The sequence below is a fragment of the Micrococcus sp. iso_26 genome (assembly GCF_056172975.1).
In genome coordinates, this window is sequence record NZ_CM149652.1 from 1407013 (window position 1) to 1430065 (window position 23053).

General features: G+C 73.7%; 20 protein-coding genes. 3 read left to right on the top strand and 17 right to left on the bottom strand.

Translation table 11 applies throughout. The annotated features are described in order from the left end of the window. Window positions 1-51 precede the first annotated feature (51 nt). On the bottom strand, window positions 52-3174 hold the full coding sequence (locus AC0VX0_RS06435; protein ID WP_101966002.1) for a bifunctional [glutamine synthetase] adenylyltransferase/[glutamine synthetase]-adenylyl-L-tyrosine phosphorylase: 3123 nt from the start codon (window positions 3172-3174) through the stop codon (window positions 52-54). A 10-nt stretch (window positions 3175-3184) separates the two neighbouring features. Continuing rightward, window positions 3185-4525 (bottom strand): type I glutamate--ammonia ligase, encoded by a 1341-nt coding sequence (gene glnA, locus AC0VX0_RS06440; protein ID WP_070708816.1) that lies wholly within the window; start codon window positions 4523-4525, stop codon window positions 3185-3187. A gap of 36 nt (window positions 4526-4561) precedes the next feature. On the opposite strand from glnA, the gene panB reads away from it, so the two are divergent. Next, window positions 4562-5425, top strand: coding sequence for a 3-methyl-2-oxobutanoate hydroxymethyltransferase (gene panB, locus AC0VX0_RS06445; protein ID WP_070708815.1), 864 nt, complete (start codon window positions 4562-4564; stop codon window positions 5423-5425). A 68-nt stretch (window positions 5426-5493) separates the two neighbouring features. Here the strand turns inward: panB and AC0VX0_RS06450 are convergent, their stop codons facing one another. After that, window positions 5494-5706 carry an SPOR domain-containing protein gene (locus AC0VX0_RS06450; protein WP_036340724.1) on the bottom strand — a complete coding sequence of 71 codons (213 nt, stop codon included), beginning with the start codon at window positions 5704-5706 and terminating at the stop codon, window positions 5494-5496. A gap of 36 nt (window positions 5707-5742) precedes the next feature. Here AC0VX0_RS06450 and map point away from each other — a divergent pair, with 36 nt between their 5' ends. Both map and ppgK read left to right on the top strand, forming a co-directional pair. After that, window positions 5743-6687: a type I methionyl aminopeptidase gene (gene map, locus AC0VX0_RS06455; RefSeq protein WP_082836650.1), complete on the top strand. Its 945-nt coding sequence runs from the start codon at window positions 5743-5745 to the stop codon at window positions 6685-6687. A gap of 21 nt (window positions 6688-6708) precedes the next feature. Beyond that, the gene (gene ppgK, locus AC0VX0_RS06460) at window positions 6709-7533 is read left to right on the top strand and encodes a polyphosphate--glucose phosphotransferase (RefSeq protein ID WP_049146942.1); all 825 of its coding nucleotides are present in this window, start codon (window positions 6709-6711) and stop codon (window positions 7531-7533) included. 158 nt (window positions 7534-7691) lie between these two features. Here the strand turns inward: ppgK and nrdR are convergent, their stop codons facing one another. From nrdR to ftsW, 14 genes are all read right to left on the bottom strand, one after another. Beyond that, window positions 7692-8186, bottom strand: coding sequence for a transcriptional regulator NrdR (gene nrdR / locus AC0VX0_RS06465; RefSeq protein ID WP_002855838.1), 495 nt, complete (start codon window positions 8184-8186; stop codon window positions 7692-7694). A gap of 43 nt (window positions 8187-8229) precedes the next feature. Further along, complete coding sequence (gene dnaE, locus AC0VX0_RS06470) at window positions 8230-11826, bottom strand: DNA polymerase III subunit alpha (RefSeq protein ID WP_049146940.1); 3597 nt, start codon at window positions 11824-11826, stop codon at window positions 8230-8232. Between the two features lie 107 nt (window positions 11827-11933). Then, window positions 11934-12896, bottom strand: a complete 963-nt coding sequence (locus AC0VX0_RS06475) for an RluA family pseudouridine synthase (protein WP_078025836.1) — start codon at window positions 12894-12896, stop codon at window positions 11934-11936. A 4-nt stretch (window positions 12897-12900) separates the two neighbouring features. Next, window positions 12901-13371, bottom strand: a complete 471-nt coding sequence (lspA, locus tag AC0VX0_RS06480) for a signal peptidase II (RefSeq protein ID WP_036314214.1) — start codon at window positions 13369-13371, stop codon at window positions 12901-12903. Between the two features lie 56 nt (window positions 13372-13427). Then, complete coding sequence (locus tag AC0VX0_RS06485; protein ID WP_036314182.1) at window positions 13428-14027, bottom strand: DivIVA domain-containing protein; 600 nt, start codon at window positions 14025-14027, stop codon at window positions 13428-13430. A 139-nt stretch (window positions 14028-14166) separates the two neighbouring features. Further along, entirely contained in the window at window positions 14167-14463 is a 297-nt protein-coding gene (locus tag AC0VX0_RS06490) for a YggT family protein (RefSeq protein ID WP_100059287.1), read from the bottom strand. 7 nt (window positions 14464-14470) lie between these two features. Then, on the bottom strand, window positions 14471-15103 hold the full coding sequence (locus AC0VX0_RS06495; RefSeq protein ID WP_101966003.1) for a cell division protein SepF: 633 nt from the start codon (window positions 15101-15103) through the stop codon (window positions 14471-14473). A 110-nt stretch (window positions 15104-15213) separates the two neighbouring features. After that, on the bottom strand, window positions 15214-16002 hold the full coding sequence (locus AC0VX0_RS06500; RefSeq protein ID WP_101966004.1) for a YggS family pyridoxal phosphate-dependent enzyme: 789 nt from the start codon (window positions 16000-16002) through the stop codon (window positions 15214-15216). Further along, window positions 15999-16820, bottom strand: a complete 822-nt coding sequence (locus AC0VX0_RS06505) for a purine nucleoside phosphorylase YfiH/LACC1 family protein (protein ID WP_102708623.1) — start codon at window positions 16818-16820, stop codon at window positions 15999-16001. The genes AC0VX0_RS06500 and AC0VX0_RS06505 overlap by 4 nt, the downstream gene beginning before the upstream one ends. Beyond that, the gene (gene ftsZ, locus AC0VX0_RS06510; protein ID WP_169577780.1) at window positions 16817-18037 is read right to left on the bottom strand and encodes a cell division protein FtsZ; all 1221 of its coding nucleotides are present in this window, start codon (window positions 18035-18037) and stop codon (window positions 16817-16819) included. The genes AC0VX0_RS06505 and ftsZ overlap by 4 nt, the downstream gene beginning before the upstream one ends. 317 nt (window positions 18038-18354) lie before the next feature. Next, window positions 18355-19134 (bottom strand): cell division protein FtsQ/DivIB, encoded by a 780-nt coding sequence (locus AC0VX0_RS06515; protein WP_240756374.1) that lies wholly within the window; start codon window positions 19132-19134, stop codon window positions 18355-18357. Beyond that, on the bottom strand, window positions 19131-20618 hold the full coding sequence (murC, locus tag AC0VX0_RS06520; RefSeq protein WP_060974016.1) for a UDP-N-acetylmuramate--L-alanine ligase: 1488 nt from the start codon (window positions 20616-20618) through the stop codon (window positions 19131-19133). Before murC ends, AC0VX0_RS06515 begins: the two co-directional genes overlap by 4 nt. Continuing rightward, window positions 20615-21745 carry an undecaprenyldiphospho-muramoylpentapeptide beta-N-acetylglucosaminyltransferase gene (murG, locus tag AC0VX0_RS06525; protein ID WP_144819694.1) on the bottom strand — a complete coding sequence of 377 codons (1131 nt, stop codon included), beginning with the start codon at window positions 21743-21745 and terminating at the stop codon, window positions 20615-20617. Before murG ends, murC begins: the two co-directional genes overlap by 4 nt. Beyond that, a complete protein-coding gene (gene ftsW / locus AC0VX0_RS06530) occupies window positions 21742-23034 on the bottom strand; it encodes a putative lipid II flippase FtsW (protein ID WP_102708626.1) in 1293 nt (430 codons plus the stop codon). Before ftsW ends, murG begins: the two co-directional genes overlap by 4 nt. Between the last annotated feature and the right edge of the window lie 19 nt (window positions 23035-23053).

The following is a 23053-nucleotide window of genomic DNA, read 5'->3' on the forward strand; positions in this document are numbered from 1 at the left end:
ACCGGAGCACGGCCGGCCCGCCACCCCGTCGAGGTGGCGGGCCGGCGTCGTTCAGAGCCCGTAGAACCGGGTCTCGAACACCTGACGGGCCAGGCGGGTCACCCGCAGGTAGCGCTCCTCGAGCTCCCCGCCGGTCGTGCCCACCCCGCTGAGGCGGGCCACGGCCTCGAGGTCGCGCATGTTCGTGGGCAGCACGTCCGAGACCTTGCCCGTCCACAGCAGCAGGGCGGCGCGGATCCGGGTGGCCAGCAGCCACGCCTCCTCCAGCACGGCGACCTCGGCCTCGGGCAGCAGCCCGTGCCGGGCGATCGCCCGCAGGGCCGGCAGCGTGCCGGTGACCCGCAGGTCCTCGATCTGACCGGCGTGCTTGAGCTGCATTGACTGCACGAGCCACTCGACGTCCGAGAGCCCCCCGCGCCCGAGCTTGACATGGCGCGCCGGATCCGCCCCGCGGGGCAGCCGCTCGGCCTCCACGCGGGCCTTGATCCGGCGGATCTCCCGGGCATCGACGGCCGAGAGGTCCTGCGCGTAGCGGACGCCGTCGGCCCAGCGGCGGAAGTCGGTGGCCAGGTCGTCGTCGCCGGCCAGGGGGCGGGCGCGCAGCAGCGCCTGCCGCTCCCACACCTCGGCCCAGCGACCGTAGTACTCCCGGTACGAGTCCAGGGTGCGCACCAGGGGCCCCTGGCGTCCCTCGGGGCGCAGGTCGGCGTCCACCTCGAGCGGCCGCTCGCCGGGCAGCGGCGGGGTCGCGGGGCGGTGCAGCAGGGACATCAGCGTCCGCACGACCTCCTCGGCCTGCTCGCGCGCCCGCCCCTCGTCGACGCCGGGGCGTGGCCGGTGCACGAACAGGGCGTCCAGGTCCGAGCCGTAGGTGATCTCCCGCCCGCCCTGGCGGCCCATCGCCACCACGAGCACGTCGGTGAGGGGCTCGGCGTCCCCGACGACGGCCCGCCACGCCACCCGCAGGACGCCCACCACCGTCACCTGGTCGATGTCCGCGAGCGCGCCGCAGACGGATTCCAGGTCCAGCAGGCCGGACATGTCGGCCAGGGCGACACGCAGCGTCTCGCTGCGCCGCACCTGCCGCACGTGGCGCACGGCCGCGGGGGCCTCCTCCGCGGCCACGCGGCGGTCGAGCCGCGCGTCGACCTGGCGCCACAGCTGGATCGCGCCCCGGGGGTCGAGCTCCCGGTCGTCGCCCACCCAGGCCACGGCCTCGGGCGAGTGCTCGAGCAGGTCCCCCACGAACCGGGAGCCGGACAGGACCAGGCACAGCCGCCGGGCGGCGTCCGAGGAGTCGCGGAGCATCCGCAGATACCAGGCCGTGCCGCCGAGCGACTCGGAGAGCCGGCGGAAGGCGAGCAGGCCGCCGTCGGGGTCGGCGCCCCGCGCGAACCAGCCGAGCATGGCCGGCAGCAGCTGCCGCTGGACCGCGGCCCGGCGCGAGACGCCCTGGGTGAGGGCCTCGATGTGCCGCAGGGCGCCCTGCGGGTCGCGGTAGCCCAGCGCCGCCAGGCGGTCGCGGACGGCCTCCGCGGACAGCCGCACGTCCTCGGCGGACAGGGCGGCCGTCGTCGACAGCAGCGGCCGGTAGAACACGGTCTCGTGGAGACCGCGCACGGCGCGGCGCACGCGCGTGAACTCAGCCTGGAGGTCCTCGCCGGTGGCGGGGCCCCGGTCCATGGCGCCGCGCATCGACCGGGCGACGACGCGGCGGGCCTCCTCCTTGACCGGCATCAGGTGGGTGCGCCGCAGGTGCACGAGCTGGATGCGGTGCTCGAGGGTGCGCAGCCACCGGTAGTGCTCGTCGAACGCCCGCGCGTCTCGCGTGGTGACGTAGGAGGCGGCGTGCAGCGCCCGCACCGCGTCGAGCGTGCCGCGCACCCGCAGCGACTCGTCCGCACGGCCGTGCACGAGCTGGAGCAGCTGGGCCGTGAACTCGACGTCGCGCAGACCGCCGGGCCCGAGCTTGATCTCCCGCTCGCGCTCCGCGGGGGCGAGGGTGTCCAGGACCCGGGCGCGCATGGCCCGGACGGACTCGACGAACCCGTCGCGCGCGGAGGACTCCCACACCCGGGGCCAGATCTCCGCGATGTAGCGCTCGCCGAGCTGTGGCGAGCCCGCGATCGGGCGGGCCTTGAGCAGGGCCTGGAACTCCCAGCCGTGGGCCCAGCGGCGGTAGTACTCGGCGTGGGACTCCACGGTGCGGCTCAGGGCGCCGTCCTTGCCCTCGGGACGCAGGTTGGCGTCGACTTCCCACAGTCCCGGCTCGGGGGCCGCACCCTGGATCACGCGGCCGATGCCCGCGGCCAGCTCGGCCGCGAGCGCGGCGGCGCGCGGCCCGTCCGGGACCTGGGCGTCGGGGTCCGCGCCGTCCGCGGCCTCGCGGACGGCGTGGGCGAACACGACGTCCACGTCTGAGACGTAGTTGAGTTCGCCGGCGCCGCACTTGCCCATGCCGATCACGGCGAGGTCCACGCGGTCCACCACGGGGCCCTCCCGCTCGGTGAGGACGGCCCGTGAGACGGCGAGCGCCGCGTCCACGGTGGCGCCGGCCAGGTCCGCGAGCCAGCGGCCCACCGAGGGCATGGCCGCCGTGGGCTCGGCGGAGTCGAGGTCGCGCAGGGCGATCGCGGCCAGCTGGCGGCGGTAGGCGCGGCGCAAGGCGACGGCGGCGTCCTTGCCGGTGACGGCCGCGAGGGGGCGGTCGGCGTCCGGGTCGGCGCCCACCGAGTCCAGGAGCAGGCGGCGCAGGGCGGCGGACGCATCACCCCAGGGCTCGCCGGCGGTCGGGTCGGGCTGGGCGAGGGCGGGCGCGGTGGCGGCGGCCGCGTCCGGGTCGAGGACGAGGTCCAGGTGCTCGGGACGGCGGATGAGGAACTCGCCGAGGGCCTCGGAGGCGCCGAGCAGCCGCAGCAGGCGGGCCGTCGTCCCGGGGTCCCGGAGGGCGTGGTGGACGCGGGGCTCGCGCTCGGCCAGGCGCACCCACAGCAGCAGGGCCCGGTCGGGATCGGCGGCGTGGCCGAGGAGCTCGACGAGGGGACGCACGTCCACGCCCTCGAACTCGGGCGAGGTGAGCAGCGTCTGCACGCGGCCGGCGTCGGCGACGCCGGCGTGCGCGAGGGTGCGGCGGTCCGGGGCGTCGGCGGTCGCCGCGTCGGGCAGGGCGGACACGGCCGGCGCCTCAGAGGCCGGAGAGGTAGCGCCGCAGCTCGTACGGCGTGACCTCCACCCGGTAGTCGTCCCATTCCTGGCGCTTGTTGCGCAGCAGGGCGTCGAAGACGTGCTCGCCCAGCACGGATGCCACGAACTCGGACTCCTCGGCGGCGCGCAGGGCGTCGTGCAGGGTGCCGGGCAGGGGGACGTGGCCGAGCACGCGCCGCTCGTGGGTGGTCAGCGCGCTGACGTCCTCGGCGGCGGACTCGGGCAGCTCGTAGCCCTCCTCGATGCCCTTGAGCCCGGCCGCGATCAGCAGGGCGTAGGCCAGGTACGGGTTGGCCGAGGCGTCGATGCCGCGGTACTCGATGCGGGCCGAGCCGGCCTTGTCCGGCTTGTACAGGGGCACGCGCACGAGCGCGGAACGGTTGTTGTGGCCCCAGGAGACGTACGAGGGCGCCTCGCCGCCGCCCCACAGGCGCTTGTAGGAGTTCACGAACTGGTGGGTGACGGCGCTGATCTCCACGGAGTGGCGCAGCAGGCCCGCGATGAACCGGCGGCCCGTCACGGAGAGCCGGAACTCGTCCGCGGGGTCGTAGAAGGCGTTGGAGTCGCCCTCGAAGAGGGAGATGTGGGTGTGCATGCCCGAGCCGGGGTGCTCGGAGAACGGCTTGGGCATGAACGTGGCGTACGTGCCCTGGGCGGCGGCGACCTCCTTGACGACGGTCCGGAAGGTCATCACGTTGTCCGCCGTCGTGAGCGCGTCCGCCGCGCGCAGGTCGATCTCGTTCTGGCCGGGGCCGTTCTCGTGGTGGCTGAACTCGACGGAGATGCCCATGCCCTCGAGGAGGCTGACGGCGTCGCGGCGGAAGTCGGCCGCGTCGGAGCCGGGCACGTTGTCGAAGTAGCCCGCGCGGTCCACGGGCACCGGCTCCCCGTCCGGGCCGGGCTGGTCCGACTGCAGGAGGTAGAACTCGATCTCCGGGTGGGTGAAGCACGTGAAGCCCTGGTCCGCGGCCCGGTCCAGCACGCGGCGCAGCACGTGCCGCGGGTCGGCGGGGGCGGGGCGGCCGTCCGGGGTGAGCACGTCGCAGAACATCCGGGAGCTCTGTCCCTGGTCGCCGCGCCAGGGCAGGATCTGGAAGGTCGAGGGATCGGGCTGCAGCAGCATGTCCGACTCCGAGATGCGGGTGTATCCGTCGATCGAGGAGCCGTCGAAGCCCAGGCCCTCCGTGAAGGCGTTCTCCACCTCGGCCGGAGACAGGGCCACCGACTTCAGCGTACCGATCACGTCCGTGAACCAGAGCCGGACGAACCTGACGTCCCGGTCCTCGATGGTGCGGAGCACGTAGTCCTGCTGTCGATCCATGCCGCCACTCTAGACGCGCCGCGTAGACTCCGGCCCATGTCTGCTCCCCAGTCCCCCCGGCAGCCTGACGACACCGCCCCCTACGGGCCGCCCGCCCCGTCCCGGTACCGGACGGTCCACCTGCAGCGGGCCAAGGACGAGGGCCGGCGCTTCGCGATGCTCACCACCTACGACGCGATGACGGCGGCCCTGTTCGACGAGGCCGGCGTCGAGGTGCTGCTCGTGGGCGACTCGGTGGGCAACACCGTGCTGGGCCATCCCACCACCCTGCCGGTCACCCTGGACCAGATGATCCTGTTCACCCAGGCCGTGGTGCGCGGTGCCGAGCGTGCCCTCGTGGTCGCGGACCTGCCCTTCGGCTCGTACGAGGCCTCCCCGCGGCAGGCCGTCGAGTCGGCCGTGCGCCTCGTGAAGGAGTCCGGCGCGCACGCCGTCAAGGTGGAGGGCGACGAGCGCTTCGCCGAGCACGTGGCCGCGATGACGGCAGCCGGCGTCGCGGTCATGGCCCACATCGGCTTCACCCCGCAGTCCGAGCACGTGCTCGGCGGCTACCGGGTGCAGGGCCGCGGCGCGGGGGCGGCCGAGCGGATGACGGCGTCGGCCCGGGCCCTCGAGGCCGCGGGGGCGTTCGCCGTCCTGATGGAGATGGTCCCCTCGGACGTCGCCGCCGCCGTCGACGCCGCGCTGCGGGTGCCCACCGTGGGCATCGGCGCGGGCCCGGGCACCACGGGCCAGGTGCTCGTGTGGCAGGACATGCTCGGCCTGCGCGAGGGCCGGGTGCCCCGGTTCGTCCGTCAGTACGCCCGCCTGCACGAGGTCGTGGGTGAGGCGGTCCGGGCCTATCGCGCGGACGTGCTCGACGGCGCGTTCCCGGCCCCGGAGCACGGCTTCGAGGGCTGAACCCGCCCTGTGAGACGACCGGGCCCCCGTCCCTCAGGACGGGGGCCCGGTGTCGTCCGGCGTCGCGGTCAGGAGGCGTCGTCGACGGGACGGCTGTCCCAGTCGTCGTCGCGCGCGTCCTCCGCGTCGGCGGCCTCGTTGTTCGCCCGCACGCGGTCCATCGCGGCCTGGGCCTCCTCACGGGTGCCGAACGGGCCCAGCAGCTGGGACCAGTCCGACTGGGCGCCCACCTCCACCTGATGCGTGTTGACGTTGTACCAGAACTCGCTCGTCTCGGTCATGGGGGCCACAATAGCCGGGCCGATAGGCTGGAGGACATGTCCCAGCGTCAGAACCCCGCCGTCCCGTCCAGCCACAACGGTCCCCGCCCCGCGGGCCCCACCGCACCGGAGCCCGGGTCGCTCGCCCCCGTCGGCACTCTGACGCCCGGGGCCCCGTCCCCCGCCCCGCCCGTGCCGGCCGCGATCCCGCGCCCCGAGTACGTCGGCAAGGCCACCCCGGACGAGGGCAACGCCTCGGACGTCTACGACGCCGCCGGCATCGAGCGGATCCGCGCCGCCGGCCGCCTGGCCGCGCAGGCCATGGAGCACACCGCCGCCCACATCCGCCCGGGCGTCACCACGGACGAGCTGGACCGGATCGCGCACGCCTTCCTCGTGGAGCGCGGCGCCTACCCGTCCTGCCTGGGCTACCGCGGCTTCCCGCGGTCCATCTGCACCTCGATCAACGAGGTCATCTGCCACGGCATCCCGGACGGCACCGTCCTGGAGGACGGGGACATCGTCAACCTGGACATCACCGCGTACCTGGACGGCGTCCACGGGGACCACAACCGCACCTACCTGGTCGGCGACGTGGACGAGGAGTCCCGGCTGCTCGTCGAGCGCACCGAGGAGGCCCTGCGCCGCGGCATCCGCGCCGTGAAGCCCGGCCGTCAGGTCAACGTGATCGGCCGCGCCATCGAGTCCTACGCCAAGCGCTTCGGCTACGGCGTGGTGCGCGACTTCATCGGCCACGGCGTGGGCGTGGACTTCCACTCCGGCCTCGTGATCCCCCACTACGACGCGGCCCCGGCCCACGACCGCCTGCTCGTGCCCGGCATGGTGTTCACCATCGAGCCGATGCTCACCCTCGGCACGATCGAGTGGGACCAGTGGGACGACGGCTGGACCGTGGTGACCCGCGACCGCCGTCGCACCGCGCAGTTCGAGCACACGATCGTGGTCACGGACGACGGCGCGGAGATTCTCACGCTGCCGTGACCCGGCACTAAGCTGGGGGCCGTGACGACGCACACCAGCACCGCCCAGCGCTCCTCCAAATACCCCACGACGATCGGCATCGACGTCGGGGGGACCGGCATGAAGGGCGGCCTGGTCCGCCTCGGGTCGGGGCCGAAGGCCGGCACCCTGCGCGGGGACCGCTTCCGCATCCCCACGCCGCAGCCGGCCATGCCCGAGCCAGTGGCGGCGACCCTGGCGGCCATCACCGCCGAGCTCGACGGGCGCGAGAAGGCGCCGAAGCCCTCCGCCCCGCTGGGTGTGTGCTTCCCCTCGATCGTCAAGGACGGGGTGTGCCTGTCCGCGAACAACATCGACCACTCGTGGATCGGCACGGACCTGCGCGGCACGTTCGAGGAGCACCTGCGCCGCCCCGTGACCGTGGTCAACGACGCCGACGCGGCCGGCCTCGCGGAGGCCCGCTACGGGGCCGGGCGGGGCGTGCGCGGCCTGGTGCACGTGATCACCCTCGGCACCGGCATCGGCGGCGCGATGATCCACGACGGCGTGCTCGTCCCGAACTTCGAGGTCGGCTCCCTGGAGCTCGACGGCGTGATGGCCGAGTCGCGGGCCTCCGCGAAGGCCCGGGAGCGCGATCAGCTCAGCTGGGCCGAGTACGCCGAGCGACTGCAGCGCTTCTTCTCCCACGTGGAGCGGATCTTCTCGCCCGACCTGTTCATCGTCGGCGGCGGCATCTCCAAGCGGCCGGACGACTACCTGCCGCTGCTGCGCCTGCGCACCCCGATCGTCCCGGCCCAGCTGCAGAACAACGCGGGCATCGTGGGCGCCGCCCTGGCCGCGCACGGCTCGCTCGCCGACGGCAACTGAGGGCGCAGACACCGAGGGCGGTTCCGGCTTCCCCTCCGGAACCGCCCTCGGCAGTCTTGCCGGGCCGACCGAGGTCGGCCCGGGGATCACTGTAGCGTCTGGAGGCCGTGCGCACCACTGCACCGTCGATCCCGGCGGCGCCGTCGCATCGGCCCAGGTCAGCGGGTGAACAGCCGCGGCTGCACGGCGGGACGGCCGCGGTCGTCCCCGTCACCGGCCCGGAGCTCCGCGATGGCCTCCTCGAAGTCGTCGAGGGACTCGAAGTCCCGGTAGACGGAGGCGAAGCGCAGGAAGGCCACCTGGTCGAGACGGCGCAGCGGATCGAGGATGGCCAGGCCGACGTCGTGGGCGTCCACCTCGGCGTTGCCCGTGGCACGGACCGTCTCCTCGACCTCCTGGGCGAGCATGGCCAGGTCGTCGCTCGTCACCGGCCGCCCCTGGCACGCCTTCCGGACGCCGTTGATCACCTTGGAGCGGTCGAACGGCTCCGCCACCCCGGAGCGCTTGACGACGGTCAGGGCGGTGGTCTCCATGGTGGTGAACCGCTTGCCGCAGGCCTGACACTGCCGACGCCGACGGATGGCGGAGCCGTCGTCGAGGGAGCGTGAATCCACCACGCGCGAGTCCTCATGACGGCAGAACGGGCAGTGCATCAGCTCTCTCCTCCTGGGCGGGGCACTCCCATGCTACGTCCGCTCAGCCGAGGCAGGCCGGACCCAGCAGGATCTTGAGGTCCCCGAACAGCGCCGGGTTCGGGCTCACCCGGAACTGCGGGCCCAGCTGGAACTCCTGCGTGGCACGCTGGCCCACCAGGGACAGCCGCACCTCCGAGGAGCCCTCGTGGGTGCGCAGCACGTCCGCCAGCTGGCCCATGACCTGCTCCGTGGCCTTGAACGCGGGCAGCGTGATCCGCACGGGGCCGCCGGGGCCGTCCGAGAGCTCCGGGATGGTCAGCTCCATCGCCGACAGGGACACCGACCCGTCGTCCCGGCGCTGCACCCTGCCCTTGACGGCGACGACGAGGTCCTCGGCCAGCATCATCGCGATGGGCGCATACACCTGGCCGAAGAACATGACGTCCATCGAGCCGCCGAGGTCCTCGATCTCGCAGCGCGCGTACGCGTTGCCCGAGGACTTGGCGATGCGGCGCTCGAGCGTGGTGATCAGGCCCGCGATGGTGACGATCGCGCCGTCGGCGGGCCCGTCGTCGTCGAGCACGCGGGTGATCTGGACGTCGGCGTGCTGGGCCAGGACGCCGTCGAGGCCCTGCAGCGGATGGTCGGACACGTACAGGCCCAGCATCTCGCGCTCGAACGCGAGCTTCTCCTTCTTCGCCCACTCCGGCAGGTCCGGGACGGCGACGCCGTCCGCGGCGTCGGAGTCGTCCTCGTCGCCGCCGCCGAGCGCGAACAGGTCGAAGGTGAACTCGCCGTGATCCTCCTTGCGCTTCTGCGCCACGGTGGCGTCCACGGCCTCCTCGTGCACGGCCAGCAGGGCGCGGCGGGCGTAGCCGAGGGAGTCGAAGGCGCCGGCCTTGATCATGGACTCGATGGTGCGCTTGTTGCACACCACGAGCGGCACCTTCGCCAGGAAGTCGCCGAAGCCCGTGTACGAGCCCTTGTCCTCGCGCGCCTGGACCATGCCCTTGACCACGTTGGCGCCCACGTTGCGGACGGCGCCCATGCCGAAGCGGATGTCCCGGCCGACGGGGGTGAAGGTCAGGTGGGACTCGTTCACGTCCGGGGGCAGCACCGTGATGCCCATGTGGCGGCACTCGTTGAGGTACATGGCCAGCTTGTCCTTGTCGTCGCCCACCGAGGTGAGCAGCGCCGCCATGTACTCCGCCGGGTAGTGCGCCTTGAGGTAGGCCGTCCAGTAGGAGACCAGGCCGTAGGCGGCCGAGTGCGCCTTGTTGAACGCGTAGTCCGAGAAGGGCAGCAGGATGTCCCACAGGGCCTTCACCGCGGCCTCCGAGTAGCCGCGGTCCAGCATGCCCTGGTGGAACGCCTCGTACTGCTTGTCCAGCTCCGACTTCTTCTTCTTGCCCATCGCGCGGCGCAGGATGTCGGCCTGGCCGAGCGAGTAGCCCGCCACCTTCTGGGCGATCGCCATGACCTGCTCCTGATACACGATCAGGCCGTAGGTGGTGTCCAGGATCTCCCGCAGCGGCTCCTCCAGCTCCGGGTGGATCGGGGTGATCTCCTGCTGCCCGTTCTTGCGCAGCGCGTAGTTGGTGTGCGAGTTCGCGCCCATGGGGCCGGGGCGGTACAGGGCGATGGTCGCCGAGATGTCCTCGAAGTTGTCCGGGCGCATCATCTTCAGCAGCGAGCGCATGGGGCCGCCGTCGAGCTGGAACACGCCGAGGGTGTCGCCGCGGGCCAGCAGCTCGTAGGCCGCCGGGTCGTCCACGTCGAGGGTCTCCAGGTCCAGGTCCACGCCCTGGTTCGCCTTCACGTTCTCGAGCGCGTCCGAGATGATCGTGAGGTTGCGCAGCCCCAGGAAGTCCATCTTGATCAGGCCCAGGGACTCCGCCATCGGGTAGTCGAACTGGGTGATGACCTGGCCGTCCTGGAGACGACGCATGATCGGGATGACGTCGATCACCGGCACCGAGGACATGATCACGCCGGCCGCGTGCACGCCCCACTGCCGCTTCAGACCCTCGAGACCCTTGGCGGTCTCGAAGACCTCCTTCGCCACCGGGTCCGTGGCGATCAGCTCGCGGAAGGGCGCGGCCTCCCCGTAGCGCGGGGCCGCGGGGTCCTCGATGTCCTTGAGCGGGATGTCCTTGGCCATCACCGCCGGCGGCAGCGCCTTGGTGAGGGACTCGCCCATCGAGAACGGCTGGTCCATCACGCGGGCCGAGTCCTTCAGGGCCTGCTTGGTCTTGATGGTGCCGTACGTGACGATCATGGTGACGCGCTCGTCGCCGTACTTGCGGGTGACGTAGTCGATCACCTCGGAGCGACGGCGGTCGTCGAAGTCGACGTCGAAGTCGGGCATGGACACGCGGTCCGGGTTGAGGAACCGCTCGAAGATCAGCCCGTGCTTGAGCGGGTCCAGGTCCGTGATGCGCAGCGCGTACGCCACCATCGATCCGGCGCCCGAGCCACGGCCCGGGCCCACCCGGATGCCGTTCTCCTTGGCCCAGTTGATGAAGTCGGCCACGACGAGGAAGTACCCGGGGAAGCCCATCGAGATGATGACGTCCAGCTCGTAGTCCGCCTGCTTGCGCACGTGGTCCGGCACGCCGTCCGGGTAGCGGTAGGCCAGACCGGAGGCGACCTCCTTGATGAGCCAGCTGGTCTCGTCCTCGCCCTCCGGCGTGGGGAAGACCGGCATGTAGTTGGCCTTCGTGTCGAACTCGACCTCGCACCGCTCGGCGATGAGCAGCGTGTTGTCGCAGGCCTCGGGCAGCTCCGCGAAGAGCTCGCGCATCTGCCGCGGGGACTTCAGGTAGTACTCGGTGCCGGAGAACGCGAAGCGGGAGCCGCCCTGGTCGTAGCTGGGCTCGTTGAGCTTCGAGCCCGACTGCAGGGCCAGCAGCGCCTCGTGCGCCTTGGCGTCGTGCTCGTGGGTGTAGTGCAGGTCGTTCGTGGCCACGAACGGCAGGCCCAGGTCCTTGGCGAGCCGGCGCAGGTCCGTCATCACCCGGCGCTCGATGTCGAGGCCGTGGTGCATGATCTCGCAGTAGTAGTTGTCCTTGCCGAAGATGTCCCGGAAGTCCGAGGCCGCCTGCATCGCCTCCCGGTACTGGCCCAGGCGCAGGCGCGTCTGCACCTCGCCGGAGGGGCAGCCCGTGGTGGCGATCAGACCCTTCGAGTACTGGCTCAGCAGCTCCCGGTCCAGCCGCGGCCACTTGGCGTACACCGAGTCCAGCGAGGCGATCGAGCCCATCCGGAACAGGTTGTGCATCCCCTCGGTGGTCTCGCTCAGCAGCGTCATGTGCGTGTACGCACCGCCGCCGGACACGTCGTCCCCCCGCTGGTGGGGCTCGCCCCAGCGGGTCTTCTCCTTGTCCGTGCGGTGCTGCTGCCCGGGGGCCACGTAGGCCTCGAGCCCGATGATCGGCTTGACGCCCGCCGCCTTCGCCTTGGACCAGAAGTCGTAGGCGCCGAAGAGGTAGCCGTGGTCCGTGATGGCCAGCGAGTCCATGCCCAGCCGCTGGGCCTCGGCGAACAGGTCGTCCAGCTTCGCGGCGCCGTCGAGCATGGAGTACTCGGTGTGCGTGTGCAGGTGGACGAAGCCGCCGTCCTTCACGGCGTCGGGGCGGGCGTCGGCGGACACGGTCATGCGGGGTGGGCCTTTCGACGGGGAGGACGGCAGGGCCGCACCAGCCTACTCGTGGTGCCCGGGCGGCGGGGCCGGACCGGGACGGGGGTCACATCGACGGTGCAGGCTCAGTCCTCGTCGCCGCGCAGCGCCGCCAGGGCGTGGGCGAGGTCGTCCGGATACGGGGAGGTGATCGTCACCGGCTCCCCCGTGACCGGGTGCGGGAACGCCAGGCGGTGGGCGTGCAGCCACTGGCGGGTCAGCCCGAGCTCGGCCGCCAGGCGCGGATCCGCCCCGTACGTGAGGTCGCCGACGCACGGGTGGCGCAGCGCCGAGGTGTGCACGCGGATCTGGTGGGTGCGCCCGGTCTCCAGGTGGACCTCGAGCAGGGTGGCCCGGCCGAACACCTCGAGCGTCTCGTAGTGGGTCACGGACGGCCGGCCGTCCTCGAGCACCGCGAACTTCCAGTGGTGGCCGGGATGCCGCCCGATGGGCGCGTCCACGGTGCCGCTCAGCGGGTCCGGGATGCCCTGGACCACGGCGTGGTAGACCTTCTCCGGCACGCGCTCGCGGAACTGGTCCTTCATGGCCGTGTAGGCGCGCTCGGTCTTGGCCACGACCATGACCCCGGTGGTGCCGACGTCGAGCCGGTGCACGATCCCCTGGCGCTCAGGGGCGCCCGAGGTGGTGATGTCGTAGCCGAGGGCGGCCAGGGCGCCCACCACGGTGGGCCCGACCCAGCCCGGCGAGGGGTGCGCGGCCACGCCGGTGGGCTTGTCCACGGCCACCAGGTCCTCGTCCTCGTACAGGATGCTCAGCGCGTCCACGCGCTCTGCCCTCACTTCCAGGGGGTCGGGGTCGTCGGGGACGTCGACGGCGAGGGTCTCCCCCGCCACGGCCTTCGCGGACTTGGCCAGGACACGGTCCCGGCGGCCGGAGCGCGACTCGGCCCGCACCAGGCCCCGGGAGAACCAGTCCGCCAGCAGCGAGCGGGAGACGCCGAACGCGTCGGCGAGCACCGCGTCGACCCTCCGGCCCGCCTCGGCCTCGGTGACCTCGAGCCGCTCGGTCAGTCCCGGTCTCATGCCCATGTCCTCACGCCTCCCGTGTGCCGTCCAGGCGGCGGCCGGTCATCACGAGCAGGGCGACGCCGATGACGGAGCAGACGATGAACGAGTCCGCCACGTTGAAGATCGCGAAGTGCGGCACGGAGATCATGTCGACCACGTGGCCGCGCCCGAACGCCGGGGGCCGGAACAGCCGGTCCGTGAGGTTGCCGAGCACGCCGCCGGCGAGCCCGCCCAGCGCCAGGGCCCACGGCGTCGAGCGCACGCGGGCGATCCCGACGAGGGCGGCGACCGCCACCACGGCTTGGATGATGGTGAACACCCAGGTGTGGTCCTCGCCGATGGAGAAGGCCGCGCCCGGGTTCAGGATGTAGTGCCAGCGCAGCACCCCGGGGATCACCGCGACGGAGTCCCCCAGCTGCATCGTGCTCTCGACCGCGTACTTGGTCAGCTGGTCGAGGGCGTAGGCCAGCACCGCCACGATGAGGGCGGTGAGCACGGCTCGCCGGCCCGCGCGAGGGGATCGCGGGGCCGGCGCGGCGTCGACGGCTCGGCTCACGCCGTGGGCGTGGGGGGCTCGACGCGCTTCTGGGCGCGGATCTCGCGCAGCTGGCCCTCGATGTAGGAGGTGAGGCGGCTGCGGTAGTCGGTCTCGAAGCTGCGCAGCTGTTCGACCTCGCCCTCCAGGCCGGCCTTCTCCTCGGCCAGGGCTTCGAGGGTGCGGGCCTTCTGCTCCTCGGCGTCGCTGACGAGCCGGGCCGCGGTGGCCTCGGCCTCGGCGACGAGCTCGGTGCTGCGCTGCTCGCCCGCGGCGACGTGCTCGTCGTGCAGCCGCTGGGCCATGGCCAGGACGCCGGCGGCGGAGGTCGCGGCCGCGTCGGCGGACTCGGGGGCGGCGGCCGGGGCCGACTCCTCGGCGGAGGCCGGGGTCGCGGCGGCCTCCGGGGTGTCCGCAGCGGGGCCGGCGGCCGGGGCGGCGCCGCCGGCGCGCAGCTCCGCGTTCTCGGACTCGAGCTGCTCGTTGAGGGCGATCAGGCGCTTGAACTCCGCCACGATCTCGTCGAGGAAGTCATCCACCTCGGTCTGGTCGTAGCCCTCGCGGAACTTCGTGGGCTGGAACTGCTTGTTGACCACGTCTTCCCAGGACAGCGCCATGGAACCGTCTCGCTCTCTGCTCGGTGCTCGGGGACGGCCGGGCGGCCCGGCGCGTCGGCGGCCGGCGCGCCGGTGAGGGGCGGCGCCGATCCTGCCGCGAAGACTACCACCGAGGCCGACAGCCGCCCCGGGCCGGGGGTCAGGCCACGCCGGCCAGGCTCAGCACCAGGACCCGCAGCAGCACGACGCCGAGGAACACGATGAGGAAGGCCACGTCCAGGCCGATGCCGCCCAGGTTCACCGGCGGCACGGCACGACGCACGGGGCGCAGCAACGGATCGGTGGCCCCGTACACGCCGCTGGCCAGCACGAGGACCGCCCCGGTGGGGCGCCAGTGGCGGGCGAACGACTGCGTGACGTCCAGGACGATCCGCACGGTCAGTGCCGCGAGCACCACCGTCAGGGCGAGGTAGGCGAGGGCGAGGAGCAGCTGCATGGGCGCCTCAGTCGCCGTCGAACGGGGAGTCGGCCGCGCCGGACTCGCCCTGCTCGGCGCCGACGACGTCCACGGTGGCCGGGGTCAGCAGGAACACCTTGCTGGTGATGCGGGAGATCGAGCCGTGCAGGCCGAAGACGAGGCCGGCTGCGAAGTCCACGAGGCGCTTGGCCTCGTTCTCACCGAGGTCGGTCACGTTCATGATCACGGGGACGCCGGAGCGGAAGGCCTCGCCGATCGCCTTCGCGTCGTTGTAGGAGCGGGGGTGGACGGTGGACAGGGTGTGCACGGAGGCTCCTTCGGCAGACGACGCTGCGGCTCGCTTGATGGGGGTCACCGGGGCCCGGTAGCCCGGGTCGACCGGCTCGGGACGCGCCGGACGCCGGGGTTCGACGGGATCGGCCGCGGTGGAGCCGGACGGGGTCACGGGCTCCGGCCGCTCGGCCGGCTCGGGATCGCGGACCGCAGCGGGGCGGACGGCCTCCATGTGGGGGTCGGTGTCCGGCTCCGCGGGGCGGCGCGCCTCGACGACCTCGTGCCGGGGCGCGGGCTCCCGCTCGGCGGCACGCGGCTGCTCGTCGTACTCGTCGCCGTCGGCCAGGCCGAGGTAGATCATCGTCTTCTTCAGGGCACCAGCCATGAGTCTTCCTTCACCACGTCCTCCGGCCCCGGGGGCCGCCGTCGTTCGTCGTCGGTGCGCGTGCGTCCGCACGGTCCTGTCGCGTCCCGCCGGGACGCGCGGGGTCAACGTTAGCCCACCGCGTCCCGGGCCCCCAGAACGTCGGAGCCGATGCGCACCTGTGTCGCCCCGGCGCGCACGGCCGCCTCGAGGTCCGCGCTCATGCCCATGGACAGGGCGGTGGCCTCCGGATGCGTCTGCCGCAGGCGCGCGCCGAGTGCTGCGAGCCGGCGGAAGGCGCCCTCCGGGTCCAGGCCGCGCGGTGCCACGCACATCAGCCCGCCCAGCCGCAGGCCCGGCAGGCCGGCGACGACGGCCGCGAGGGCGGCGACGTCCTCGGGGCGGGCGCCGCCGCGCGGACCGATCCCCTCGGGACGGTCCTCGTCGGCGCGGTCGTCGACGTCCACCTGCACGAGGCACTCCAGGTCGGGGATCGCGGCCTCGGGCTCGCGCTCGCGCCGCAGCACGAGCGCCCGCGAGAGCGCCTCGGCCAGTTCGGGTCGGTCCACCGACTCCACCACGGACGCGTAGCGCACCACGTACTTGGCCTTGTTGGTCTGCAGCTGGCCCACGAAGTGCCAGCGCGGGGCGTCCACCCCCAGGGCCGCGGCGGCGGCCTCGGCCTTGGGCCGGGCCTCCTGGTCGCGGTTCTCCCCCACGTCGGTCACGCCGAGCGCGGCGAGGCGCACGACGTCCTCGGCGGGGTGGGTCTTGGTCACGACGACGAGCGCGGGCTCCGCCTCGCGCCCGGCGTCCCGCGCGGCGTCGACGATGCGGGAGTGCACCGCGGCGAGCGCGTCGGCGATCTCCCGGGCGCGGGGGTCCGTCGGGGTCGGCCCGGCGGTGGCGGGGGCGGTCATGCGTCTCCTCTCGGGCTGGTGGCGTCGGGGTCGGCGCGCCAGACGAGGCCGGCGAACCGGCCCTCGCCAGGCGCTCGACGGTGCGAGAACAGGCGCTCGTCCTCCCGCGTGCACACGTCGATCGTCGCGGCGGCCACCCCGCGGGCACGGAGGACCTCCGCGGCACCGGCGGGCAGGTCGAGGGCGGGGGTGCCCCAGGACGTGGTGGCGGCGGTCGACGGGAGGCGGGCGGCGGCGCCGGCGCGCATGGCCGCGGGCACCTCGTAGCAGCGGCCGCACACGCCGGGGCCGATCCAGGCGCGCAGGCCGGGACCGGTCCGGTCGACCTCCGGGCGCAGGGAGAGAAGCCGATCGACGGTCGCCTCCAGGACGCCGTCCAGCAGCCCGCGCCGCCCGGCGTGGGCCACGGCGGTCGCGCCGGTCGTCTCGTCGACGACGACCACGGGGAGGCAGTCGGCCACCATGACGGCCAGCGGCCGGGACCCGTCGCGGCTCACGGCGGCGTCGGCCACGGGGGCCGGGGCACCGCCGCGCCCGGGTCCGTCCGCCCACACGACGTCGGCCGAGTGCACCTGGTCCAGATAGAGCGTGGCGCCCTCGGGGACCCCCATCACGCGCTCCAGGGCGCGACGGGCGGCGCTGACGCGGGCGAGCCCTTCGGCCTCGTCCGGCGGGACCACGTGCAGCGCGAGGTTGCCGGCGGCCACGGACGTCCAGGCCACGTGCACGGCGCCCGTCGCGGTGCGGACGGTCTCGCGGTGCACGAAGGGGCCGGCGGGGACCCGTGCGGTCCCGGCCGGCCCCTCCGCGGCCATCACTTGAGGAAGTCCGGGACATCCAGGTCCGAGGACCCGGCGCCGAGGTCCGGCTCCACCACGGTGGGCAGGTCCTGCTGGCGGCGCGGCTGCTGCTCCTGCGGGGCCAGCGGCACGGTGCCGCGCACGGCGGGGCGCTCGGCCTGCTGCGGCTGGGCCGGGGCGGCGGGCTGAGGCTGGGCGGGGACGGGCTGCGGCTGCGCGGGGGCCGCGGCCCGCTGCGGGGCTGCCTGCTGCTGCCCGGCCTGCGGGGCGGCCGGGGCGGAGGTGACGTCCACCTTGTCGAAGCCCGCGGCGATCACGGTCACGCGCACCTCGTCGCCGAGGGCGTCGTCGATGACCGCGCCGAAGATGATGTTGGCCTCCGGGTGGGCGACCTCCTGGACCAGGCGCGCGGCCTCGTTGATCTCGAAGAGGCCGAGGTCGGAGCCGCCCTGGATGGAGAGCAGCACGCCGTACGCGCCGTCGATGGAGGCCTCGAGCAGCGGCGAGGCGATCGCCAGCTCGGCCGCCTTGACGGCGCGGTCCTCGCCCTGCGCGTGGCCGATGCCCATGAGCGCGGAGCCCGCGCCCTGCATCACGGACTTCACGTCCGCGAAGTCGAGGTTGATCAGGCCCGGGGTGGTGATCAGGTCGGTGATGCCCTGGACGCCGGAAAGGAGCACCTGGTCCGCCTGACGGAAGGCGTCCATGACCGAGACGTTGCGGTCCGAGATGGACAGCAGGCGGTCGTTCGGGATCACGATGAGGGTGTCGACCTCGTCCCGCAGGGCGTCGATGCCCGCCTCGGCGGAGCCGGCGCGACGGCGGCCCTCGAACGTGAACGGACGGGTCACGACGCCGATGGTCAGGGCGCCGAGCGAGCGCGCGATGCGGGCCACGACGGGCGCTCCGCCGGTGCCGGTGCCGCCGCCCTCGCCCGCGGTCACGAACACCATGTCCGCGCCCCGCAGGACCTCCTCGATCTCCTCCGCGTGGTCCTCGGCGGCCTGGCGGCCCACCTCGGGGTTCGCGCCCGCGCCGAGTCCACGGGTGAGCTCGCGGCCCACGTCCAGCTTCACGTCCGCATCCGACATCAGCAGCGCCTGGGCGTCCGTGTTGATGGCGATGAACTCCACGCCGCGGAGCCCCACCTCGATCATGCGGTTCACGGCGTTCACGCCGCCGCCGCCGATGCCGACGACCTTGATGACGGCCAGGTAGTTCTGGGGTGCAGCCACGGTGTTGGTTCCCTTTGTTCGAGATCTCGAGAGGTCAGCGCGAGGCACATCGCCCCGGTGATCGGCGGCCACCCGGGGTGGACACCTTCAAGTACAGCGTGAAGCGAGCCTCGCGCGCGTTCGGGTCCACCGTACTGGGAGGCCCGCGTCACGTGCAAAAGAAAACGGCGTGTCTACGCGGAAAAGACGGCCTCCAACTCAACCTTCACGTGAAACTATAAGGACCAGCCGCCGTGGTGATGGCACCCCGACCCGCTCGAGGCCCCGCGCCCCGACCTTCACCTTCACGTTCTACTGGAGACTTCTGTGGCCCCGGTTCAGCGCGTGATCGGCCGCGTGGGAACGGAGACGTCGATCTCGGCGACGCCGCCCGCCGCGGACCCGTGCCGCTCGTCCGCCAGGAACGCCTCGGCCACGGACCCCTTGAGGCCGGCGTCCTGCGCGTCGCCCCAGACCAGGGTCACCCCGCCCTCGAGCGCCAGATAGACCTGGCCCGGGCCCCGGGAGTCGGCGGTCTCGACACGATCGGCCACAGGCTCCGGCAGGGCGGTCAGCACCTCGGCCACCTCGGCGCGCTCCTCCTGCGCCCGCTGCTCCAGCTCCTCCGAGAACGCGGGGAGGTCCTCGCCCTCGAGCCGCTCCTCCGGCACTCTCGTCAGGACGGTGCCGTCCGCGAGCAGCAGCTGCGCGCCGTCGTCACCGTCCCGCCGGGCCCGCGCCTCGTGCTCCCGGACCACGACCTCCAGGCCGGTGGGCAGGCGGGGCACGGTCTGGACCTCGGCCACCCCGGGCAGACCGCCGACCAGCTCGCCCACACGGCCGGCCCCGACGCGGGACAGCGGCACGCCGTACACGGGCTCCAGGCGCTCCTGGACGGCGGTGGCGGAGACATGGCGGGTGCCGGTGACCTCGACGCGGTCCACCGCGAGCACGCGCGAGAAGAGCACGACCCAGCCCAGGGCGCCCAGCACCGCGAGCACCGCGGCCGCCACACCCCAGCGGGTGGCGCGGCGCCGGCGCGCGGTGCGCCCCGGGAACTGGACGACGGTGGAGGCGTCGGTTCCGGCCGGCGGCGGCGTCCCGCGGCCGCGCCTCACGGGTGGGCGACGCCGGGCGCCGCGTCCCGGCCGAGCTCGGCCAGCAGGTCCGGACCCAGGGCGGTGACGTCCCCCGCGCCCATCGTCAGGACGACGTCGCCGGCCGTGGCGCCCGCCGCGAGCGAGCGCACCGCCTCGGCGCGGTCCTCGGCGACGACGCGGTCCTCGGCGGCACCCGTGGTGAGGCGGGAGGCGATGAGGGACGAGTCGACGCCGGGCATCGGCTCCTCCCGGGCCGCGTACACGGGCAGCACGCGCACCACGTCCGCCCCGGAGAGGGCGGCGGCGAACTCGGCGGCGAAGTCCCGGGTGCGGGAGAACAGGTGGGGCTGGAACAGGACGTGCACGCGGGCGTCACCGGCCACGGCACGGCCGGCGGAGACCGCGGCGGCCACCTCCGTGGGGTGGTGCGCGTAGTCGTCGAAGACCCGCACGCCGCGCGCGGCGCCACGGAACTCGAATCGGCGGGCCGTGCCCCGGAAGGCCTCGACGCCCCGCACGGCGGCCTCGAAGGCCATGCCCGCCCGGACGGCGGCCAGGACCACGGCGGCGGCATTCAGCGCGTTGTGCCGGCCGGGCACCTGCAGGTGCAGGGTGCGCTCCGGTCCGTCCGCCATCCGGAACGTGGCGCGCTGGCCCACTCCGGTCTCGCCCGGCTCCACCGCGAGGTCGGTGACCAGCAGGTCCGGCACCACGCCGTCGCGGGGCGCCGTGCCGTAGGTCACGACGTCGGCGGCCGCGTTGTCACGGGCCCACGCGGCGAGCTCCGCCGCGCCGGCGTCGTCGAGGCAGGCCACGAGGACCCCGCCCTGGGCGGCGGCTGGCAGCCCGCCCGCGAAGTCCCGGAAGACCTGGTGCACCGCCTCCTCGGTCCCGTAGTGGTCCAGGTGGTCGGCCTCCACGGTCGTGACGATCCCGATCGTGCTCGGGTAGTTCACCAGGGTGCCGTCGGACTCGTCGGCCTCCGCGATGAACCACTCGCCCCGGCCCGCCCGGGCGTTGGTGCCGAGCCCGGCGACGGCGGCGCCGACGGCGAACGTGGGGTCCCAGCCGGCGTCGGAGAAGGCCATGGCGGCCATGGAGGACGTGGTGGTCTTCCCGTGCGTGCCGGCGACGGCCAGCACCCGGTGGCCGCGCATGGCCAGGGCGAGGCCCTCGGAACGGTGCAGCACGCGCAGTCCGCGTGCCACGGCGGCGTCGTGCTCCGGGTTGCCCGGCCCGGCGATCGAGGAGGCGATCACCGTGGTGACGTCCCGGCCGAGGTGCGCGGCGTCGTAGCCGACCGTGATCCGGGCGCCGCCCGCGGCGAGCTCGCGCATTACGGGCAGGTCCTTCGCGTCGGAGCCGGACACCGCGACGCCCTGCTCCTGGAGGATGCGGGCGACCCCCGACACGCCCACGCCGCCGATCCCCAGCAGGTGCACGCGGCCCAGGTCGGCGAAGCGGCCCTCGGCCGCGGGACGGGTGCTCTCGTCGCGGCTCATCGCCGGGCTCCTTCCTGGGCGGCCGAGCGCACGAGGCCGGCCATGGTGACGTCCGCGTCCCGGACGCCGAAGCGGGCGGCCGCCTCCCCCATGCGCGCCAGACGCTCGGGGTCGGTCGCCAGCGGGATCAGCTGACGCTGCACCCACGCGCGCCCGAAGGCGTCGTCGCGGACGAGCAGCGCACCCTCCGCCTCCACCACGGGGCGGGCGTTGAGCGCCTGCTCGCCGTTGCCGATGGGCAGGGGGAGGTAGACGGCGGGCAGGCCGACCGCGGACACCTCGCAGACCGTGCCGGCGCCCGAGCGGGCGACGATCAGGTCGGCGGCGGCGTAGGCCTGCTCCATGCCCGCCAGGTACTCCCGCTGGACGTAGCCGTCCCGGACCAGGAGGCTGCCGTCGTCCTCGGTGAGGGCCTTGTCCCGCCCGGTCAGGTGGAAAACCTGCAGACCGGCGTCGAGGAGGTCGCCCAGCGCGGCGCGCACGGTGCGGTTCACGGCCAGCGCACCCGAGCTGCCGCCGGTCACCACGACGGTGGTCCGGTCCGGGTCGAGGCCGAGGGCCTCACGGGCGGCACGGCGGGCGGCCGCCCGGTCCAGGCCGGAGATCTCGGGGCGCATCGGCATGCCCACCCAGCGGGCGCCGCGGAGGTGGGTGTCCGGCAGGGCGGTGCCGACGTGCGTGGCCCGCAGGGCGCCGATGCGGTTGGCCAGGCCGGGGCGGGCGTTGGCCTCGTGGACCACCACGGGCACACCGGCCCGGAACGCGGCGAGGTACACGGGGGTGGCGACGTAGCCGCCCACGCCCACGACGACGTCGGCGCGCCGGTCCCGCAGGATCCGGGCCGCCGTGGCGACCGCGGCGCGCATGCGGGCCGGGAAGCGGACGACGTCCATCGACGGGCGGCGCGGCATCGGGACCCGGTCGATCAGGTCGAGCTCGTAGCCCGCCTCGGGGACGAGACGCGTCTCCATGCCGGAGGCGGTGCCGACCATGGTGCACTCGACGGGACCGCCGTCGTCGTCCTCCAGGGCGCGGGCGATCGCGAGCATCGGGGAGATGTGGCCGGCGGTGCCGCCGCCGGCCAGCACCACCCGCAGGGGTCCGGAGGGATGAGAGGTCTGCGTCATCGGGGCTCCTGGAGGGCGGGGGTGGGGATCACGGGGACGGGGTCGGTGTCCGGCTCGCCCGCCTGCGGGCGGGCGTCCGGTTCCGCTGCACGGCGACGCTCGTGGCGGGCGAAGGCCAGCACGATGCCGACCGCGCTCAAGGACAGGGTCAGCGCGGAACCACCATAGGAGATGAAGGGCAGCGGGACGCCCACCACGGGGATGATCCCGGAGACCATCGCGATGTTGACGGCCGCCTGGCCCACGAGCCAGGCCAGGATCCCCCACGTGGACAGGCGGATGAACGTGGACGTGGTCCCGGAGGCGACGCGGTAGATGCCGATCGCCAGGCCGAGGTAGGCCAGCAGCACCACCAGCGTGCCCACGAGCCCGAGCTCCTCGCCGAGGATGGTGAAGATGAAGTCGTTCTCGGCCTCCGGGATGTAGCTCCACTTCTGGCGGGACTGGCCGAGGCCCGCGCCCCACCAGCCGCCCGAGGCCAGGGCGTACATCCCGTGCGCCGGCTGGAAGCAGGGGTCGGTGGCGTCGGAGCAGTCCCCCAGCCAGGCCTGCACCCGGACCATGCGGTGCGGGGCGAGGAGGGTCAGGGCCAGGATGCTCAGCACGCTCAGCGCCAGGAAGGTGAGGAAGACCCCCCAGTGGGTGCCGGCCACGTACAGCACCGTGGCCAGCACGAGCGCGAGGATGATCGCGGTCCCGAGGTCGCTGCCCGCCATCACCAGGACCAGCAGCAGCAGGCCGCCGGGCAGCACCGGGATCAGCGCGTGCCGCACCTGGGTGACAAGGCGGTGCTTGCGCTCCAGGACCGCCGCCGCCCACAGGGCCAGGGCGAGCTTGGCGGCCTCGGAGGGCTGCATCCTGAACCCGCCGATGCCGAGCCAGTTGCGATTGCCGCCCACGGTGACCCCGAGCGGGGAGAACGCGACCAGCGCGAGCAGGATCACGGCCACGCCGAACGCCGGCCAGGCGAGCGCCTTGAAGACGCGCACCGGCAGGCGCGAGAACACGAGCAGGGCCGCCACGCCCGCCACCGCCCAGGCGGTCTGGCGCAGGAACAGGGCGTACGAGCCGCCGCCGGTGCCGATCGCCTCGACGGAGGACGAGGAGAGCACCATCACGAGGCCCAGCACCGTGAGCAGGGCGGTGCAGCCGCTGATGAGCAGGACCGACAGGTCGAGGGCGCGGCGACCCTCGAGGACCCGCCACATCCGGCGCAGGAGCCGCTCCCGATGCTCGGGGGCGTCGTCGTCCGCGCCGGAGCGCACCGGGCGGAGCTCGATCGGGGACATGGCCCTCCTCACGGGGGAA